General features: G+C 43.4%; 15 protein-coding genes. 1 reads left to right on the top strand and 14 read right to left on the bottom strand.

Features of this window, described 5'->3' with window-relative positions; genetic code table 11:
* Positions 1 to 77: 77 nt before the first annotated feature.
* The 14 genes from HXT24_RS01820 to gatC form a co-directional block, all read right to left on the bottom strand.
* Positions 78 to 1,436, bottom strand: a complete 1,359-nt coding sequence (locus tag HXT24_RS01820; RefSeq protein WP_422119516.1) for a ClC family H(+)/Cl(-) exchange transporter — start codon at positions 1,434 to 1,436, stop codon at positions 78 to 80.
* Positions 1,437 to 1,567: 131 nt separating this feature from the next.
* Positions 1,568 to 1,987 carry a fluoride efflux transporter FluC gene (locus tag HXT24_RS01815; protein WP_004573644.1) on the bottom strand — a complete coding sequence of 140 codons (420 nt, stop codon included), beginning with the start codon at positions 1,985 to 1,987 and terminating at the stop codon, positions 1,568 to 1,570.
* Entirely contained in the window at positions 1,984 to 2,541 is a 558-nt protein-coding gene (locus tag HXT24_RS01810; protein ID WP_410312676.1) for a fluoride efflux transporter FluC, read from the bottom strand. Before HXT24_RS01810 ends, HXT24_RS01815 begins: the two co-directional genes overlap by 4 nt.
* A gap of 37 nt (positions 2,542 to 2,578) precedes the next feature.
* Complete coding sequence (locus tag HXT24_RS01805) at positions 2,579 to 3,880, bottom strand: adenylosuccinate synthase (RefSeq protein WP_353582517.1); 1,302 nt, start codon at positions 3,878 to 3,880, stop codon at positions 2,579 to 2,581.
* A gap of 104 nt (positions 3,881 to 3,984) precedes the next feature.
* Complete coding sequence (gene fbaA / locus HXT24_RS01800) at positions 3,985 to 5,037, bottom strand: class II fructose-bisphosphate aldolase (protein ID WP_019261705.1); 1,053 nt, start codon at positions 5,035 to 5,037, stop codon at positions 3,985 to 3,987.
* A gap of 99 nt (positions 5,038 to 5,136) precedes the next feature.
* Complete coding sequence (locus tag HXT24_RS01795; RefSeq protein WP_410312677.1) at positions 5,137 to 5,496, bottom strand: chorismate mutase; 360 nt, start codon at positions 5,494 to 5,496, stop codon at positions 5,137 to 5,139.
* Between the two features lie 7 nt (positions 5,497 to 5,503).
* A complete protein-coding gene (locus tag HXT24_RS01790) occupies positions 5,504 to 6,001 on the bottom strand; it encodes an Lrp/AsnC family transcriptional regulator (protein WP_004114142.1) in 498 nt (165 codons plus the stop codon).
* A gap of 432 nt (positions 6,002 to 6,433) precedes the next feature.
* On the bottom strand, positions 6,434 to 8,428 hold the full coding sequence (gene rho, locus HXT24_RS01785) for a transcription termination factor Rho (protein WP_422119515.1): 1,995 nt from the start codon (positions 8,426 to 8,428) through the stop codon (positions 6,434 to 6,436).
* A gap of 179 nt (positions 8,429 to 8,607) precedes the next feature.
* Positions 8,608 to 10,227 carry an NAD(P)/FAD-dependent oxidoreductase gene (locus HXT24_RS01780; RefSeq protein WP_422119514.1) on the bottom strand — a complete coding sequence of 540 codons (1,620 nt, stop codon included), beginning with the start codon at positions 10,225 to 10,227 and terminating at the stop codon, positions 8,608 to 8,610.
* 103 nt (positions 10,228 to 10,330) lie between these two features.
* Positions 10,331 to 10,645 carry a DUF2469 domain-containing protein gene (locus HXT24_RS01775; protein WP_004105898.1) on the bottom strand — a complete coding sequence of 105 codons (315 nt, stop codon included), beginning with the start codon at positions 10,643 to 10,645 and terminating at the stop codon, positions 10,331 to 10,333.
* The gene (locus tag HXT24_RS01770; RefSeq protein ID WP_422119513.1) at positions 10,642 to 11,565 is read right to left on the bottom strand and encodes a GNAT family N-acetyltransferase; all 924 of its coding nucleotides are present in this window, start codon (positions 11,563 to 11,565) and stop codon (positions 10,642 to 10,644) included. Before HXT24_RS01770 ends, HXT24_RS01775 begins: the two co-directional genes overlap by 4 nt.
* Positions 11,566 to 11,786: 221 nt before the next feature.
* Positions 11,787 to 13,286: an Asp-tRNA(Asn)/Glu-tRNA(Gln) amidotransferase subunit GatB gene (gene gatB, locus HXT24_RS01765; protein WP_004105892.1), complete on the bottom strand. Its 1,500-nt coding sequence runs from the start codon at positions 13,284 to 13,286 to the stop codon at positions 11,787 to 11,789.
* Between the two features lie 32 nt (positions 13,287 to 13,318).
* Positions 13,319 to 14,860 (bottom strand): Asp-tRNA(Asn)/Glu-tRNA(Gln) amidotransferase subunit GatA, encoded by a 1,542-nt coding sequence (gene gatA, locus HXT24_RS01760; RefSeq protein WP_422119512.1) that lies wholly within the window; start codon positions 14,858 to 14,860, stop codon positions 13,319 to 13,321.
* 2 nt (positions 14,861 to 14,862) lie between these two features.
* The gene (gatC, locus tag HXT24_RS01755) at positions 14,863 to 15,159 is read right to left on the bottom strand and encodes an Asp-tRNA(Asn)/Glu-tRNA(Gln) amidotransferase subunit GatC (RefSeq protein WP_004114131.1); all 297 of its coding nucleotides are present in this window, start codon (positions 15,157 to 15,159) and stop codon (positions 14,863 to 14,865) included.
* A 498-nt stretch (positions 15,160 to 15,657) separates the two neighbouring features.
* On the opposite strand from gatC, the gene vly reads away from it, so the two are divergent.
* Entirely contained in the window at positions 15,658 to 17,208 is a 1,551-nt protein-coding gene (vly, locus tag HXT24_RS01750; RefSeq protein WP_422119511.1) for a cholesterol-dependent cytolysin vaginolysin, read from the top strand.
* Positions 17,209 to 17,238 lie beyond the last annotated feature (30 nt).

The raw sequence follows: 17,238 nt of genomic DNA, 5'->3' as shown, positions 1-17,238 counted from the left end.
TTTAAACAATGTGGTTAAAGGATCAATAAACGTTGCAATTCCGCCAAAAAGTTATCCACATTGCTGTTTTTGTTGTACTAGCGTACAAGTTTTGGATTAGAAGCCATATATCTTTCCAGAAGTTCACCATAGATTGGCTTTGTGCGCAAAATATCGGATACAAGAAGCGCAATAAAAGCAGATGCAGCAACTGGAAGAGTGTGAATCATTGTTCCCGACATTTCTACAGTTAGCAAAATCGAAGTGAGCGGAGCTTTTACAGAAGCCGAAAGCGTGCCAGCCATAACGCACACTGTAAAAATCGGCATTAGTTTTGCGTCAATGCCAAGAAGCGGAATGCTTATTATTGCGCGAGAAGCAACGCCGCCTGCAAGAGCGCCGACAGCAAGAATTGGCATAAAAATTCCGCCAGGCGCGCCACATCCAAAGCTTGTAGAAGTAAATAGCATTTTTGCAACAAACAGAATGCACAGAAGCGCTATGCTTACTTTGCCATATTCAGAGAGCTTAACAAGATTCGAGCCTCCGCCAAGAACATCTGGCAAATACAAGCCAACAGGAATTGCTATTAAACATGCTACAGATACAGGAGCCCATTTTGGCAAATATTTATACAGCGTTTGCAAGCCAAGCAAGAATCTGTTCATTAAAGAGCCAATAAGTCCTGCAAAAATGCCAAGTGGAATCAACCAAAAATGAAGTGCCATTGGCAAGTCTGGAATTCTTCCAAAGTCTAAAACAGGTCGGAGTCCAAAGCACGTTTGAGATACAAAATCAGCGCAAATAGATGCAGCAGCGGCTCCCATAAGAACTGTAGAAGACAATCCGTGTTGAACTTCTTCCATAGCAAACATAAGCCCAGAAAGTGGAGCACTAAACGCTGCAGATAATCCAGCTGCAGCTCCAGCAGTTACAACATAATGCTCTTGAGTATCGTTTTTATTGCCTTTTCTAAAGATGCGAGACATCATTTGCGCGCCGCAAGCTCCGATTTGAATCGAAGGGCCTTCGCGCCCAAGAGACAAACCAAATAGCGAACCCAACAATCCGCCTACAAATCGAACGGGCAAAATAGTGTTCCAACACATTTTTAGCCCGCGCTGAACGTATCCAACAACTTGTGGAATGCCACTTCCAGATGCCATGCTTTCTTTGCGACTCATCCAGCCAATAAAAAGCCCAGCAACAATCGCAAAAACAACGCAAGGCACAATCCAAAGCATGTTTTGCAATATTTGCGCATACATCCATCGCGCAAAATCGGTTCCGTACTCAATTCCAAGTCTGTAAGTTGCTACAAGCGCACCAGAAACAAGACCAACAACTACGCCCGCAAGAACCATCTTCCATCTAAGATGCTTAAGCGTTTTAAGAACGCGATCAGAAAAGTCGCGCAAAAAATCGCGTATAAAACCGCCTACGTTCTTTAAAGTCACAATAAACCTATTCTTAAATCAAATCGCAAACAAATACACAAAGCATTTTAACATTTTAATAACACAATAAACGTTAATTAATAAAATACGTTAATTAATAAATAAAATACGTCAATTAATAAAATTAAAAACTAAGACTTTAGAAGTAAAAACATTACAAAACACGGTCCAGCGTATGCAATAAATGCGCATAAGAATGGCACTATTAGCTCGCTAACAAAAAGCCATAGTCCAAGCTTGATTTTCTTTAGCTTAAACAGGCTTACGACTTCTAAGATTGCGGTTGAAAACGTTGAAAATCCGCCTAAAAATCCCAATGCGCAAGTGTAAACAATAGTCGAAGCAAAAGTTAAATCGTATATAATCGAAGAACTTAAAAATACAACTAAGCCCATTATAAAAGACGCAAAAGCGTTGATTAGCAGCGTTGCGATTGGAAAATCGCGCTTATAAACGCGCGCAATTGCGTCAGATATTGCACAACGAAGAACAGCACCAAGTCCAGCGAAAACAACAGGCAGCCAAAAAAGAACGTATGCGTAGAACATCATTTTGCACCGCCCCTGTTAGCGTCTATTTTATTGATGATGTTTGCATCACCAGCATTTTTTACGCTGCCATTGCCTTTAAAAGCAAAAATTTTATCTCCAATTAGACTCCCAACAAGCACTGCTAAAACGCCAAGAACCATAGACAACGCCATAATGGCAATCACTTCTACAATGTTCATTGCAGTAAATGCGGAATGCGCGCCCTCAAAAGCAAAAGTAGACATTGTTGAAAGTCCGCCGCAAAATCCTGTGCAAAAACCGTATTTTATTAAGTCTTTGTTCTTGCTGCGCAATCTTTGTGCAACAAGCGAACTCACTAAAGCAAGAATAAAACATGCCAAGATGTTAGACAAAAGAGTTGCAAAAGTAAAGCGGCTAAAAAGCATAGAATATCCCGAGTCCCAATGCATGCCGTACGTAAAACCACCTATTTCACTACGCACAAAAGCGCCAAGCAATCCACCAATAAACACAACAAAATATGTTTTTGCACCAAGTGATTTACGCTTGAGCGCGTTATGCGAATTGGGGCGATTACTACTTGGAATACTCATAGTTTTTAGCCGCCTTAAATCGCTATTTAAATAGCCACTAGTCAATCAGCGAATGAACGCTAATAATGTGGTCGCGCTGAGGACCAGTACCAATTGCCGAAATGCGGCACTTGGAAAGTTCTTCTAAGCGCTTTACATAGCTTTGAGTATTTGCTGGCAATTCTTCAAACTTGTGAATTTGAGAAATATCCTCACTCCAGCCTGGAAGCATCTCGTAAACTGGCTTAGCGCTAGCAAACAGAGACTGATCTACTGGCATTTCGTTCACTCTCTCAACGCTTCCGTCAGCCAAAGTTACATCGTAAGCTACGCAAACTGGAATTTCTTTTAAACCAGTCAAAACATCTAACTTGGTAAGAACAATATCAGTTAAGCCATTTACGCGAGTAGCATAGCGGCTTACAACGGAATCAAACCATCCGCATCGGCGAGGGCGACCAGTAGTTACGCCATATTCGTGACCCTGCTCACGCAGCCAATCGCCACTTTCATCCAAAAGTTCTGTAGGGAATGGACCTTCACCAACACGAGTGATATAGGCTTTAGCAACTCCAATCACTCGCGTAATACGAGTTGGACCAACGCCAGTTCCCGTGCAAGCACCTCCTGCAGTAGGATTTGAGGATGTTACAAATGGGTAAGTTCCATGATCGACATCCAGCATAGTTGCCTGACCGCCTTCAAAAAGCACGGTTTTGCCATTTTCCATAGCCTGATTCAGTATAAGCGAAGTATCTGCAACATAAGGCTTCAAACGCTTTCCAAGCTCCACAAGCTGTGCTGTAACATCATCAATATCTATTGGATGCTGGTTGTAAAGTTTAACTAACATTTGATTCTTTTGATGCAAGCTAGCTTCAACCTTATCCCTCAAATGTTCTGCATTAAATAAATCATGCACACGAATACCAACGCGATTAATCTTATCTGCATAAGTCGGGCCAATTCCGCGACCTGTTGTACCAATCTTGTGCTTGCCTAGGAACCTCTCCGTAACCTTGTCAATTACGCGATGATAAGGTGTAATCACATGCGCAGACTCGCTCACTTTCAAACGAGAGCAATCAACACCTCTAGATTCAAGTGCGTCAATCTCCTCAAACAGAACTTCTGGGTCTATAACAACACCATTACCAATAACAGGAGTTACATTAGGGCTGATTATACCGCTAGGAAGTAAATGCAAAGCGTAAGACTCGTTTCCCACAACAACAGTATGTCCAGCGTTATTACCGCCATTAAATCTTGCGACAATATCTACCTTAGAACCAATTAAATCAGTCGCTTTGCCTTTACCTTCGTCACCCCATTGAGCGCCAATAAGCACAATTCCAGGCATGCTGAACCTCCATTTTTGGGCTAACGTTGCCCAAATAAACACAATTCCTACGTGTTAAGACTAGCGCAAAGCCAATACCGAATTTAATTTGCAACTTGATGAACTTATAAGGCTTTACCAGCAGAGCCAAGCTGTACACAGGCTTCAACAACACGCTGAGCCATTGCTTTTTCTGCCTCTTTGCCCCAAGACCTTGGGTCGTAGAGTTTTTTGGCTCCAACTTCTCCATCGATTTTAAGAACAGAATCATAGTTTCGGAACATGTGATCTGCTATTGCTCGAGTAAACGCATATTGCGTGTCTGTATCGATGTTCATTTTTACTACGCCGTAGCTTACAGCTTGCGCAATTTCTTCGGGAGTAGATCCAGAACCTCCATGGAATACCAATAAGAATGGTTTTGTTGGCACACCAAACTTGCGATTACATAAATCAAGCTTGTACTTGTTGTATACAGCGCTTTGAATGTTGTCTAGCAACTGTGGTCGCAGCTTAACAACACCAGGCTTGTATGCACCATGCACATTGCCGAACGTAAAAGCAGCCATATATCTTCCGCTCTCTGCCAAACCTAATCGTTCAACTACTCGCATAGCGTCCTGCGGCGTTGAGTATAGTTTTTCATCAATGTCTGCTCTATGACCGTCTTCTTCGCCTCCCACGGCCCCAATTTCAATCTCTAACACCGTATGAGCCTTCGCCGACGCCTCAAGCAATTCTTCCGCAACGTCTAAATTGTGTTCAAGCTTAACTGTGGATCCGTCCCACATATGCGATTGAAATATTGGCTCTTTGCCATGCGCAACTTGATCTGCCTCATAAGCTAAAAGTGGCTTAATCCAATCATCTAAATAGCTTTCTGCACAATGATCCGTATGTAAGGCAACGGTAATATTTGGATATTGCGCTGCTACTTGATGCGCAAATTGAGCAAACGCTAGCGAACCGACAACACGATTATTTACACACTGCCCCGAAAAATACGCGGAGCCCCCAACGGATACTTGAATAATTCCGTCGCTTTGCGCTTCTGCAAATCCTTGTAGTGCAGCATTTAAAGTCTGCGTGCTAGTAACATTAATTGCAGGGTAGGCGTATCCACCTTTGCTGGCGGCATCAAGCATTTGCGCGTAACGTTCAACGGTTGCAATAGTCATATTTTTATTATGACTCTAAGCGCGCATATTTTTTTAGATTTTGCTAGATTTTTTACTAAATTTGACTAGATTTTTGATTAGATTTGTGGCTATTTTTAACTATTTCTGGCTATCTTTTATTTCTTGATGGCGCTTTTTTGCAGCAGCTACAACAAAATGTAAATATTCGAGCGCGATTTCTTCTTTTAATCCAGATTCTTCAGCAATTTTTTTAAGTCGATTTGCTTGGCGATTTTCTCTAGATTTATCTTCCGCAGCAAGATTTGCGCGAGCTTTTATTTCTCCGACTTTTTCCGTAACTTTAAAGCGCTCTGCAAGAAGTGAAACAACTGCATTGTCAATATTGTCAATCGATTGACGCAACGCAAAAATCTCGCTTATTGAATCGTTACAATCATTGCAACTCGGTTCAATCTGATGCTTGCGCGCGTCAACCGATTCTTTAGGAAATTCACACATATTACTTCTAGTCGAAATAAGTCTGCAAAACCATAGTTGTTTCTGTGCTAACTGGCACAATCCTATGAATCGTGTTAATTAGCTCTTCTAGCTTGCTAGGTGTAGCAACACGAACTACGAGCATAAAACTTGGGCTTCCAGTGATAGAATAGCAGGCTTCAATACCTTCAATATCTTTCAACTTGGCTGGAACAGATGCTTCTTGCTCAAAGTCAAGAGGTGTTACAGCAACAAATGCGCTTACTGGCAAGCCTCTGCGCTCATAGTCAATCAAGGCACGGTAACCAGTGATAATTCCTCTGCGCTCAAGCTTTTGTACTCTAGATTGTACGGCAGAAACCGATAATCCAGATGCTTTAGCTAGTCTGGTTAATGTTGCACGACCATCATGTTCAAGAATATCTACAATAATCGCATCTGTAGAATCTATAGGAGCAACTGTGCTCACATTAGCGTTCAAGCCAGAAGGAATATTATTTTCAATCTTATGAGAGTTTCCTGTCATACGACCTCCATCCTCATACAGCGCATCTTCCTGAATACTGTTGTAGATTTCAGATTGCGCTACCCTGCAGTCTATTCAATCGTATCGTATTTTTTAACGAAAAAGAACAAAATTATATAAAAAATCACGGTTTTTCACATTAAATATCAAATGTTTATGGGAATAAACTTTTGACAAGTAATTATAATTATTTAATTTTCATTATTTACATATGCATAATCAATAGTAAAAATTACCAATAATAGTGTATTTTATAAGAAATTAATTATATATAAACGTATATTTTTTTATTTTAAAACACAAAATAAGCTTGTAATAAAAACAGTATTAAAAAATAAACAATAAAAATTACCCCTCGATTGATCAAACCAAGGGGTAATTAAAGTGTATTTTTTAAAGTTATATTTATAAAATTACACGAACATAACCTACTTAAGCAGCGGTTGCTGGAGACCCGCCATTTGTAGAGTTATTCGCTTGCTGCACAATCGCTGCGAGAAAATCGCGATTCGACGCAGTTTTCTTTAAGCGTGGCACCAAAGTCTGATAAGCCTGCTCTGGCTCAAGTCCGCCAAATAGTCGCCTCAAGCGATAAATAATAGGCAATTCTTGAGCAGGAGTAATCAACTCTTCGCGGCGCGTGCCAGAAGAATTAATATCCACTGCTGGGAACAAGCGCTTATCTGCCAAATCGCGACTCAAGCGAAGCTCCATGTTTCCAGTGCCCTTAAACTCTTCGAAAATAACTTCATCCATCTTTGAACCAGTTTCCACCAAAGCGGAAGAAATAATAGTCAAAGAACCGCCATTTTCAATGTTTCGCGCGGCACCAAAGAACTTCTTAGGAGGGTAAAGCGCCTGAGCATCCACGCCACCAGAAAGAATACGACCAGATGCAGGAGCAGCAATATTGTATGCACGAGCAAGACGAGTCATAGAATCAAGAAGAACAACAACATCTTGGCCAAGCTCTACAAGCCTCTTAGCACGCTCAATCGCAAGCTCCGCAACAGTAGTGTGGTCTGATGCTGGACGGTCAAATGTAGAAGAAATAACCTCACCCTGAACAGTGCGCTCCATGTCGGTAACTTCTTCTGGACGCTCGTCTACAAGAACAACCATCAAATGCACTTCTGGATTATTAACAGCAATCGCGTTCGCAATATTTTGCAAAGTGATTGTTTTACCAGCCTTAGGAGGCGAAACAATCAAACCACGCTGACCCTTACCAATAGGAGCCACAAGGTCAATGATTCTGCCAAGCATACGATTTGGCGTAGTCTCCTGCTTTAAGCGCTCTTGCGGATACAAAGGCGTGAGCTTAGCAAATTGCGGACGATTCTGAGCATCTTCTACGCTCATGCCATTAATGCTGTCAACGCTTTGCAAAGGAACAAATTTTTGGCGCTGATTCCTACGATCACCTTCGCGAGGAGCACGAATAGAACCTTGAACCGCATCTCCCTTGCGCAAACCATACTTTTTGATTTGGCTCATAGAAACGTAAACATCATTTGGACCAGGCAAATATCCAGAAGTGCGCACAAACGCATAAGATTCAAGCACATCTACAATACCAGCAACTGGAACAAGCTCTTCTTTTGGTTCCTCTCTACGAGAAGCTGATTCACGAGACTCGTGGTCTTCACGAATATCATTGCGATCAGAGCGTTCATTCCTCGTAGGGCGATCTTCACGCTCTAAATGATCAGAGCGATCCGAGCGGGAATCGTAATCATCTCTATCGCGTCCACGGCCACGCATACGGCGTTGATACCTGTCATTCCTATCTGAATGTGTATCATAATCGTCATCACCATTAGAACGCGAAGCTCCGCGTTGCCTGCGAGATTCAGAATCACGATTTGCGTTAGAATCAGAAGACTTTTCACTTGGCAAAGTAGCAAGAATCTGATCTAGATCATCTTCCGTATCATTTGCATCATCCGAGTTATTTCCGCGATAATTATCTTTAAAATCAGACTGACGACGACGCTGAGATTGATTATCACGCGTAAACTCACGACGACGCCTAGACTTACTGCTTCTATTTGAATCAACAGAATCATCAGAATCAGAAGATTCAACAGAATCAGGCAAGCCGAGATTTTCTAACAAATCCTCATCGGCAGACTTGCGAGCAGACTCACCACTATCGTCATCAAAATTGCGGCGCGACCTAAAAGATGAAGATGAATCGTATTTAGACTCATCCTCATCATTAAGCGACGAACGACTATCCCTAACAATGCTTTTAGGAACATGTACGCTAACTCCTGCTGGCGCATCCCCACCATTGCGCGCAGCGGTAAGCGTAGCGATCAAATCTGGCTTACGCATTGTAGACGTACCGCGCAGGCCCATTTGCTTCGCAAGATCCTTAAGCTCAGAAAGCTTCATATCATCAAGATTTTGGCTTGTTGCCACAGTTATACCTTTCCCTAACCCCAAGAAACAAACTACTTGGAGCTTTACATGGAAGATTTCGGAAAAATCCGTTGTGAATACAACGATAAGCACATAACAATGTGACTTAATCGCTGATAAATGTATGCTACTACACTCATGCGACTCACAACAACACGGCGTGGCAAAAAGAAAAAACGCTACTTCTTTTCGTGATATGACTTTTCTGTATTAACAGACCAAACATTATCTTTAGACTGTTTTCCACTGTTAATATTAGACACGGCTTCAATAGCAGTAGCCATAGAATGATCCTGGTTATTGTAACGATGCTGACCATTTCTACCAACACAATACAAGTTACCAAAACCATCCAAATACTTAACAAGCTCAGGCATCTGAGCATAAGTATCGAAGTAAGCTGGATAAGCCTTTGGAACACGCTCGCGATGCGCATCCAAAACATCATCTTCGCCATCAATAACCTGCATACGAGTAAGCTCATCAATCGCAGATTTACGAGCCTCTTCATCGCTCATATTCCAGAAATCATCGCCCTCATCGCAGAAGTATTCAAGACCAATCCACACAGTGTTGTCAACATCCTTAACGAGATATGGGCTCCAGTTGTTAAAGATTTGCAAACGACCAACTTTGTATCCTGGATCCTGCACATAAATCCAGCAATCAGGCACAATAGGAGGGTTACCTAACGTTGGAATATCAGTCGTATTACGCAAACGCATACGCTTAACAAGAAGTCCAACAGTTACGAAATCACGGTAAGGCAAGCCTTTAGCAACTCGTTGTAATTCGGATGGAACCTGCACAGACTCATTTCCTTCGGCGCCATGCTCAATAGCTGCAACCAAATCTTTTATTGGCATAGAAGAAATAAACTGATCCGCATGAAGTTCTTGCTGCAAACCATCTTGATTTTCAACGACAACACTAGAAATTTTACCGTCGCACTGTTTAATAGCAACAACTTTTGCATCTGTTAAAACAGTGGCGCCATTTTCACGGCAACGGCGTTCAACAGTCTCCCAAAGCTGACCAGGACCAAGCTTAGGGTACCAGAATTCTTCAATCAGTGAAGTTTCAACTTCCTTCTGACCCGCCTTACTCTTAGGCATAAGTTTTGAAACGGCATTCTTCAAAACTTCAACAATGCTTAAACCCTTAACTCGCTGAGCACCCCAATCTGCAGAAATCTGGCTTGGATGCCTACCCCAAAGCTTCTCGGTATAGCCCTCGAAGAACATTGAATAAAGTTTCTTACCGAAACGGTTAATGTAAAAGTTCTCAAGATTAGTTTCTGGCAACTTGTGAATCATAGACCAAAGGTAGCTAAAACCAACCTTCATAGTAAGAACAAAGCCCATAGAGCGCAAAGTAGACGCAGAAAGAGAGATAGGGTAGTCGAAGAAATGATGATTCCAGAAGATTCTAGAAACGCGATGACGCTTAAGCATAACCTCATCTTCAACTTCAGGATCTGGGCCGCCATCCTCTAAATCGTGATGTCTGCCAAGTTTTTTGTCGTCGTAAGAAGGAGCGCCTTGAAGTGGCAGCATATCTCGCCACCATTGCATAATTCGATCATCTTTAGAGAAGAATCGGTGACCGCCAATATCCATGCGGTTTCCGTTGTATTTTACAGTGCGAGAAATTCCGCCAAACTCTTTAGATGCTTCAAGAACAGTTACATCGTAGCGGCTAGCTCCGCCATCTTTTACAAGCTCCCATGCAGCCGTCAACCCTGCCGGACCGCCACCAATAATCACTACAGATTGTTTCTGGGATTGTGTATCAGTCAATTTTCCTCCATACCTAAAAGACGCTTTATAAAGTCAAAATCGCAAAACTGCAAGCACGTATCTATATTAAAATCTAAACATAAGCTTTACTAGCATACTCTTATCATGCGATAGATTCTGGAATATCGATATCTGTTTTCTGCACTTCTTCCACATTTACGTCTTTAAACGTAACAATACGAACGTTTTTCACAAACCGCGAAGGGCGGTAAACGTCCCACACCCAAGCGTCTGTTAATTGCACGTCAAAATACACATCTTGACCTGCAGAACGCACGTTAAAATCCACCTTGTTTGCCAAATAGAATCGTCGCTCAGTTTCTACAACATACGTAAAAAGCTTAATAACGTCACGATACTCCTTGTACAACGCAAGCTCGGCGTCAGTTTCGTAATTGTCGAGATCTTCAGCGCTCATCGCTTCCCTTCCGCATTATTGCCATTAGTGTTACGCTTACGACCGCGTCCTATAATACGCCACCATGCACGTTTAGAAGAATCTTCTTTGACTGTAGCCGCATTATACGGCCACGATTCGTCGGAATTATCTTTGCTAACAGGTATTGCAATTGAATGCTCATGCGCACTTAGCGCTTCACAAACACCAGGATTATCTTCAATAACGTGCAGACCAAAAGCGTCTAAAGAACGAATGGCATCATACTCATCTACGAGAGTGTCCATAACAACAAAATCTTGATATTTTTGATTTTGTGAATCCCACAAAGCATCTCTAGCTGTTCCAGTTTTTACAAAACCAAGAGACTGATAAACAGAAAGAGAACGCGTATTCGCTGCTGGAACACCAACCCAAATCCTATGCAATGCTAAACCAACTGTGTCTGGAGCAAAACCATACGTCATAACTCTAGGCATTGCATCTCTAGAATACCCACGACCCCTATAATCGCGTCCTAGAATCACCTGAATTCTAGCGGATTTAGACCAACCATCAATGTCGATCAAAAAAATCATTCCAATAATATCGCCATTGGTATTTTTAGCATCATCAATAAGATCTGGCACAATTGACCATGCGATTGTTGGGCGCGATTGAGCATCTCCAACAACCCCAGCATAATCAGACATACTTTTATCATTATTGCCCAAAGACCACTGCACAGAACGCTCAACCCACGCATGAACCATAGCACGTTCAGATTGTGAATCCTTGCCAGTTATAACAGCCGCACCATCAAAAGCATGTAATGAATCCATCCTCTCTAAATCTTCGATGGTTGCTTGCCTAAGGCGCGCCATCTCGCCGCGTATTGACGGAATTACAATACTTTCTGGTAACTCTCGAGAGTTTGTAGAGTCAGCATTGACTTCCTGCATATTCACCTGTTTCCTGTACCTAATTGATCTTGCGTTACAAAAAGTTCTACAAAAAGCATAAGCAAAATACAAATGCGTAAGCAACTACAATATAAGATTACACTTTTTGCACTCTACACAATGCTATAAAACACAAGGTTAAAACGCAAAGCATAAAATGCAAAAAGTGCATCTATAAACTATTCTTTTCTAGCTAAATTTTAATCTAACTAAAATTTAAATCAGCCTTTAATCTTTGCCATCACGATCTTAGTAACAGCCTTAGCATCAGCCTGACCTTTAGTCGCACGCATAACAGCGCCAATAATTGCGCCCATCGGCTTCATATTTCCAGCCTTAAGCTTTTCTGCAACTTCAGGATCAGCAGCAAGAGCAGCGTCAACAGCAGCTTCCAAAGCGCCGTCGTCGTTCATAACCTTGAATCCGTGCTTCTTAACAACTTCATCAGGCTTACCTTCGCCAGCCAAAACGCATGCAACAGTTTGCTTAGCGAGCTTATCGTTAAGATTGCCGTCTGCAATTAGCTTTTCAACTTCAGCCACATCTTGCGGAGTAATAGGCAACTCTTCCAAAGTCACGCCACGAGTGTTAGCTTCGCGAGCAAGCTCACCAAGCCACCACTTCTTAGCACCAGCAGCACTTGCACCAGCCTTAACGGTTTCTTCAACCAAATCAAGAGCATCCGCGTTCAGAATATCGCGCATTTCAAGATCGCTAATACCCCATTCGCTTTGCAAACGATTACGGCGCTCGCGAGGCATTTCCGGCATCTCGGCCTTCATGCGCTCAATATGCTCTTTAGTTATATGAAGCATAACCAAATCAGGATCTGGGAAGTAGCGATAATCGTCAGCATCCGACTTCACACGACCGCCAGCAGTAGTCTGAGTTGCCTCATCCCAGTGACGAGTTTCCTGCAAAATCTCGCCACCTTCGCTCAAAATAGCAGCCTGACGACGAATCTCATATTGCAGCGTCTTTTCAATACCGCGGAATGTGTTCACATTCTTAGTTTCGGAACGCGTACCAAATGGATCGGTTGGCTTTCTGCGAAGCGAAACGTTCACGTCAGCACGCATATTGCCCTGCTCCATACGAGCGTGGGAGATGTTGAGAGCGCGAACAATATCGCGAATAGCGCGCATATAAGCACCAGCAATTTCTGGAGCGCGACTACCTGCACCTTCGATTGGCTTAGTTACAATCTCGATTAAAGGCACGCCTGCGCGATTGTAATCAACCAAAGAATGATTTGCGCCTTCAATACGACCGTCAGCGCCACCAACGTGAGTATTCTTACCAGCGTCATCCTCAATGTGAGCACGCTCAATCGGCACGCGGAACACTGTGCCATCTTCAAGCTCAACATCCAAGTAACCGTTGCCATTAGTAGGCTTATCATACTGGGAAATCTGATAATCACGAGGCATATCTGGGTAGAAGTAGTTCTTACGAGCGAACTGGCTCCACTCAGCAATCTCGCAATGCAACGCCAAACCGAGTTTAATAGCGTAATCAACTGCAGTCTTGTTTACAACTGGCAAAGAGCCTGGCAAACCAAGGCTTACAGGAGTTAGCTGAGTATTTGGCTCGCCACCAAAAGATACTTCTGCTGGGCAGAACAGCTTTGTGCGCGTGCAAAGCTCAACGTGAGTTTCCAAACCGAATACTGGGTCAAACTGCTCCACAGCATCGGCATATTTCATAAGTTTTTCAGCCATGAGAATCCTTCTTACTTAAGCTTTACTTCACTTTACTTAGCCAATGAATCGAGCCAACCAGCTTTAAGCGACTTCCAGATTGGGCCGCTCCACTTTTCTTCGAGCGCTGCTTCCAACGCTGCTGCAGGCTTGTACATCTTTTCATCATGGCATTGCGGAGCAATAATCTGAATACCAACAGGCAAACCATCGTCACTTAAGCCAGCTGGGAGGCTCAAAGCTGGAACGCCAGCCATGTTTGCAGGAATCGTAGCAATATCGTTCATGTACATGGAGAGTGGATCATTCATCTTCTCGCCAAACTTAAATGCCGTTGTAGGGCTTGTTGGGGAAACAAGAACATCTACCTTATTAAACGCTTCTTCAAAGTCGCGAATAATAAGCGTACGAACTTTTTGTGCAGAGCCATACCAAGCATCGTAGTAGCCAGCGGAAAGTGCGTAAGTGCCAAGAATAATACGGCGCTTTACTTCGTCGCCAAAGCCAGCTTCGCGAGTTGCAGCCATCATGTTTGCTGCAGTCTGAGGCTTGTCTGCTGTCGGCATTACGCGCAAACCGTAGCGCATACCGTCGTAGCGAGCCAAGTTGGAGCTAACTTCGGAAGGCATGATTATGTAGTATGCAGATAGCGAGTAAGGGAAGTGAGGGCAGGAGACTTCTGTTACTTCTGCGCCCATATCTTTAAGCAATTGCACAGCTTCATTAAAGCGTGCTTCAACGCCTGGCTGGAATCCGTCGCCGCTAAGCTCTTTAACTAAACCAACCTTTACGCCCTTCAAATCACGGCGAGCACCCTCGCGCGCAGCCTGAGCCATTGGAGGAACAGGAGCAGGAATCGAAGTGGAATCGCGCTTATCGTTGCCACCAATGATTTCTTGCAAAAGTGCAGAGTCAAGAACGCTGCGAGAAACAGGGCCAATCTGGTCAAGCGAACTTGCCATGGCGATTGCGCCAAAACGGCTGACTCCGCCGTAAGTTGGCTTTGCGCCAACAGTACCAGTTAAAGCGCCTGGCTGGCGAATAGAGCCGCCAGTATCTGTACCCAAAGCAATAGGAGCCTCGAATGCAGCAACTGCAGCTGCAGAACCGCCGCCAGAACCGCCAGGAACGCGCTCAGTATCCCAAGGGTTGCAAGTGGTTTGGTAAGCGGAATGCTCGGTAGAAGAACCTTGAGCAAACTCATCTAGATTAGTCTTGCCAAGAATTGGCATGCCAGCTGCCTTGAGCTTTTCAATAACAGTAGCATCGTAAGGTGGAACCCAGCCTTCAAGAATCTTAGATGCTGCAGTAGTAGGAATGCCCTTAGTAACAATCATGTCTTTAATGGCAATTGGAACGCCTGCAAGCTCAGGTAAGCCTTCGGCTTCGCCATTAGCATTCTTTTTATCAAAAGCATCTGCTTGTTCAAGTGCAACATCTGCAGAAACATGCAAGAATGCTTTGATTTCTGGCTCGGCTGCTTCGATTACTGCCAAGTGAGCTTCAACAAGCTCGCGGCTAGAAACTTCTTTAGCTTTTACAGCTTTTGCCATATCGGCAGCAGAAAGCTTTACTAAATCTTGAGTATTAGTCATGTTTATTCCTCCCCCAAAATTCGAGGTGCTACAAACATGCCAGACTCACTTCTAGGAGCGCCAGAAAGCGCTTCTTCTTGAGTCAATGGCGTAGCAGGCTCGTCTGGGCGCAAATACGCTTCAAGAGGTACTGGATTTGCAGTAGGTGGCACATCTTCGCCAGCAACTTCCTGCACTTTGTTAATAGATTCTGCAATGACGTTTAATTCGCCTTGCAAGCGACTGATTTCTTCGTCGCTAAGCGCAATCTGGGATAGAACGCCCAGATGCTCAATTTCTTCGCGTGTGAATGTTGGCATAACCTCAACTATATGTGTGATGCGTGACCTTCTTATAGAAGAAAAAAGCAATATTGATAAAAGATTTACACACGTTACTGTAGAAATATTTTCCCAATTTTAGAACATGATTGTCGATCCATATTTTCTAGGGAAAATTATGTGTAATATTAAAAAAATTTTATTAGTGAGACAATAAGCGAAATAACAATTATTATCACATACAGTTTTCATAAAATTAACGAGTATAAAATAGTGAAGACGAGGGTCTATGCATGTCAACACGCCATGAAATGGAAATAATTCAATAAAAGAATGTTGGCATTCCAACCTTCTTCATACGTTTATTTGCAGAATAAAAAAATTTGTTTTATTTCACTATCCCAGAAATAAAAAAGCATGTAATAATTAAATGCTATGAGATATTAAGCTAATGCAGCGAAGCATTCCATGCATAGAAGCAAATAAGTTACGGTATCTCATAAAAAATAACATAAAATATAAAATTGAAGGACACATATGAATAACACAAAGTTCTACCGTAATGCAGCAATGTTGCTCCTCGCGGGCGCAACTATTATTCCACAATGCTTAGCAGCACCAGCAATGGCCGCTCCTGCAGCTAAGGATTCTGAGCCAACCGCATCTTGCGCAGCCAAGAAGGACTCGTTGAATAATTATTTGTGGGATTTGCAATACGATAAAACAAACATTCTCGCCCGTCATGGCGAAACCATTGACAACAAATTCTCTAGCGATAGCTTCAACAAGGGCGATGAATTCGTTGTTGTTGAGCATCAGAAGAAGAACATCACAAATACAACTTCAAACTTGTCGGTTACTTCCGCCAACGATGATCGCGTATACCCAGGTGCTCTTTTCCGCGCTGACCAGAATTTGATGGACAATATGCCAAGCCTGATTTCCGCAAACCGCGCTCCAATCACGTTGAGCGTTGATTTGCCAGGCTTCCACGGCGGCGAAAGTGCTGTAACTGTTCAGCGCCCAACCAAGAGCTCTGTAACTTCCACAGTGAACGGCTTAGTTTCCAAGTGGAATGCACAGTACGCTGCAAGCCATCATGTTGCAGCTCGCATGCAGTACGATTCTGCAAGCGCACAAAGCATGAACCAGCTCAAGGCAAAGTTTGGTGCTGATTTCGCCAAGATTGGCGTTCCGCTGAAGATTGATTTCGACGCTGTGCACAAGGGCGAAAAGCAGACTCAAATTGTGAACTTCAAGCAGACCTACTACACCGTAAGTGTTGATGCTCCAGATAGCCCAGCTGACTTCTTCGCACCATGCACTACGCCAGAAAGCTTGAAGAACCGTGGCGTTGACAACAAGCGCCCACCAGTTTACGTGTCAAACGTAGCTTATGGTCGCTCAATGTACGTAAAGTTCGACACCCGCAGCAAGAGCACCGATTTCCAGGCTGCTGTTGAAGCTGCAATCAAGGGTGTTGAAATCAAGCCAAATACCGAGTTCCACCGCATTTTGCAGAACACTTCTGTAACTGCTGTAATTCTCGGCGGCAGCGCAAACGGTGCAGCCAAGGTTATTACCGGCAACGTCGACACGTTGAAGGCTTTGATTCAAGAAGGCGCAAATTTGAGCACCTCCAGCCCAGCAGTTCCAATTGCTTACACCACTTCCTTCGTCAAGGATAACGAAGTAGCAACTTTGCAAACCAATAGCGATTACGTTGAAACCAAGGTTTCTTCCTACCGCGACGGCTACTTGACTTTGGATCACCGTGGAGCTTACGTAGCTCGCTACTACATCTACTGGGATGAGTACGGCACCGAAATTGACGGCACTCCTTACGTGCGTTCTCGCGCTTGGGAAGGCAATGGCAAGTATCGTACAGCTCACTTCAACACCACTATTCAGTTCAAGGGCAATGTGCGTAACCTCCGCATCAAGCTTGTTGAGAAGACCGGCTTGGCTTGGGAACCATGGCGTACAGTATATGACCGTTCCGATTTGCCACTGGTTCGCCAGCGCACAATCAAGAACTGGGGCACCACCTTGTGGCCACGAGTTGCTGAAACTGTGAAGAACGACTGATGCTTCCTATAATTTAATAAGATAATTTAA

Origin of the sequence: Gardnerella sp. DNF00354, from assembly GCF_049262755.1 — a bacterium.
Taxonomy (GTDB): Bacteria; Actinomycetota; Actinomycetes; order Actinomycetales; family Bifidobacteriaceae; genus Bifidobacterium; species Bifidobacterium vaginale.
Note: the sequence above shows the minus strand (reverse complement) of the source record. Positions and strands in the feature narration are given on the sequence as shown.

Excerpts from the sequence above, each read along its gene's own strand:
- gatA (WP_422119512.1), bottom strand. The coding sequence starts at position 14,860 with ATGACTAATACTCAAGATTTAGTAAAGCTTTCTGCTGCCGATATGGCA.
- gatC (WP_004114131.1), bottom strand. The coding sequence starts at position 15,159 with ATGCCAACATTCACACGCGAAGAAATTGAGCATCTGGGCGTTCTATCC.
- HXT24_RS01775 (WP_004105898.1), bottom strand. The coding sequence starts at position 10,645 with ATGAGCGCTGAAGATCTCGACAATTACGAAACTGACGCCGAGCTTGCG.
- vly (WP_422119511.1), top strand. The coding sequence starts at position 15,658 with ATGAATAACACAAAGTTCTACCGTAATGCAGCAATGTTGCTCCTCGCG.
- HXT24_RS01795 (WP_410312677.1), bottom strand. The coding sequence starts at position 5,496 with ATGTGTGAATTTCCTAAAGAATCGGTTGACGCGCGCAAGCATCAGATT.
- fbaA (WP_019261705.1), bottom strand. The coding sequence starts at position 5,037 with ATGACTATTGCAACCGTTGAACGTTACGCGCAAATGCTTGATGCCGCC.
- HXT24_RS01770 (WP_422119513.1), bottom strand. The coding sequence starts at position 11,565 with ATGCAGGAAGTCAATGCTGACTCTACAAACTCTCGAGAGTTACCAGAA.
- gatB (WP_004105892.1), bottom strand. The coding sequence starts at position 13,286 with ATGGCTGAAAAACTTATGAAATATGCCGATGCTGTGGAGCAGTTTGAC.
- HXT24_RS01790 (WP_004114142.1), bottom strand. The coding sequence starts at position 6,001 with ATGACAGGAAACTCTCATAAGATTGAAAATAATATTCCTTCTGGCTTG.
- HXT24_RS01815 (WP_004573644.1), bottom strand. The coding sequence starts at position 1,987 with ATGATGTTCTACGCATACGTTCTTTTTTGGCTGCCTGTTGTTTTCGCT.
- HXT24_RS01810 (WP_410312676.1), bottom strand. The coding sequence starts at position 2,541 with ATGAGTATTCCAAGTAGTAATCGCCCCAATTCGCATAACGCGCTCAAG.
- HXT24_RS01805 (WP_353582517.1), bottom strand. The coding sequence starts at position 3,880 with ATGCCTGGAATTGTGCTTATTGGCGCTCAATGGGGTGACGAAGGTAAA.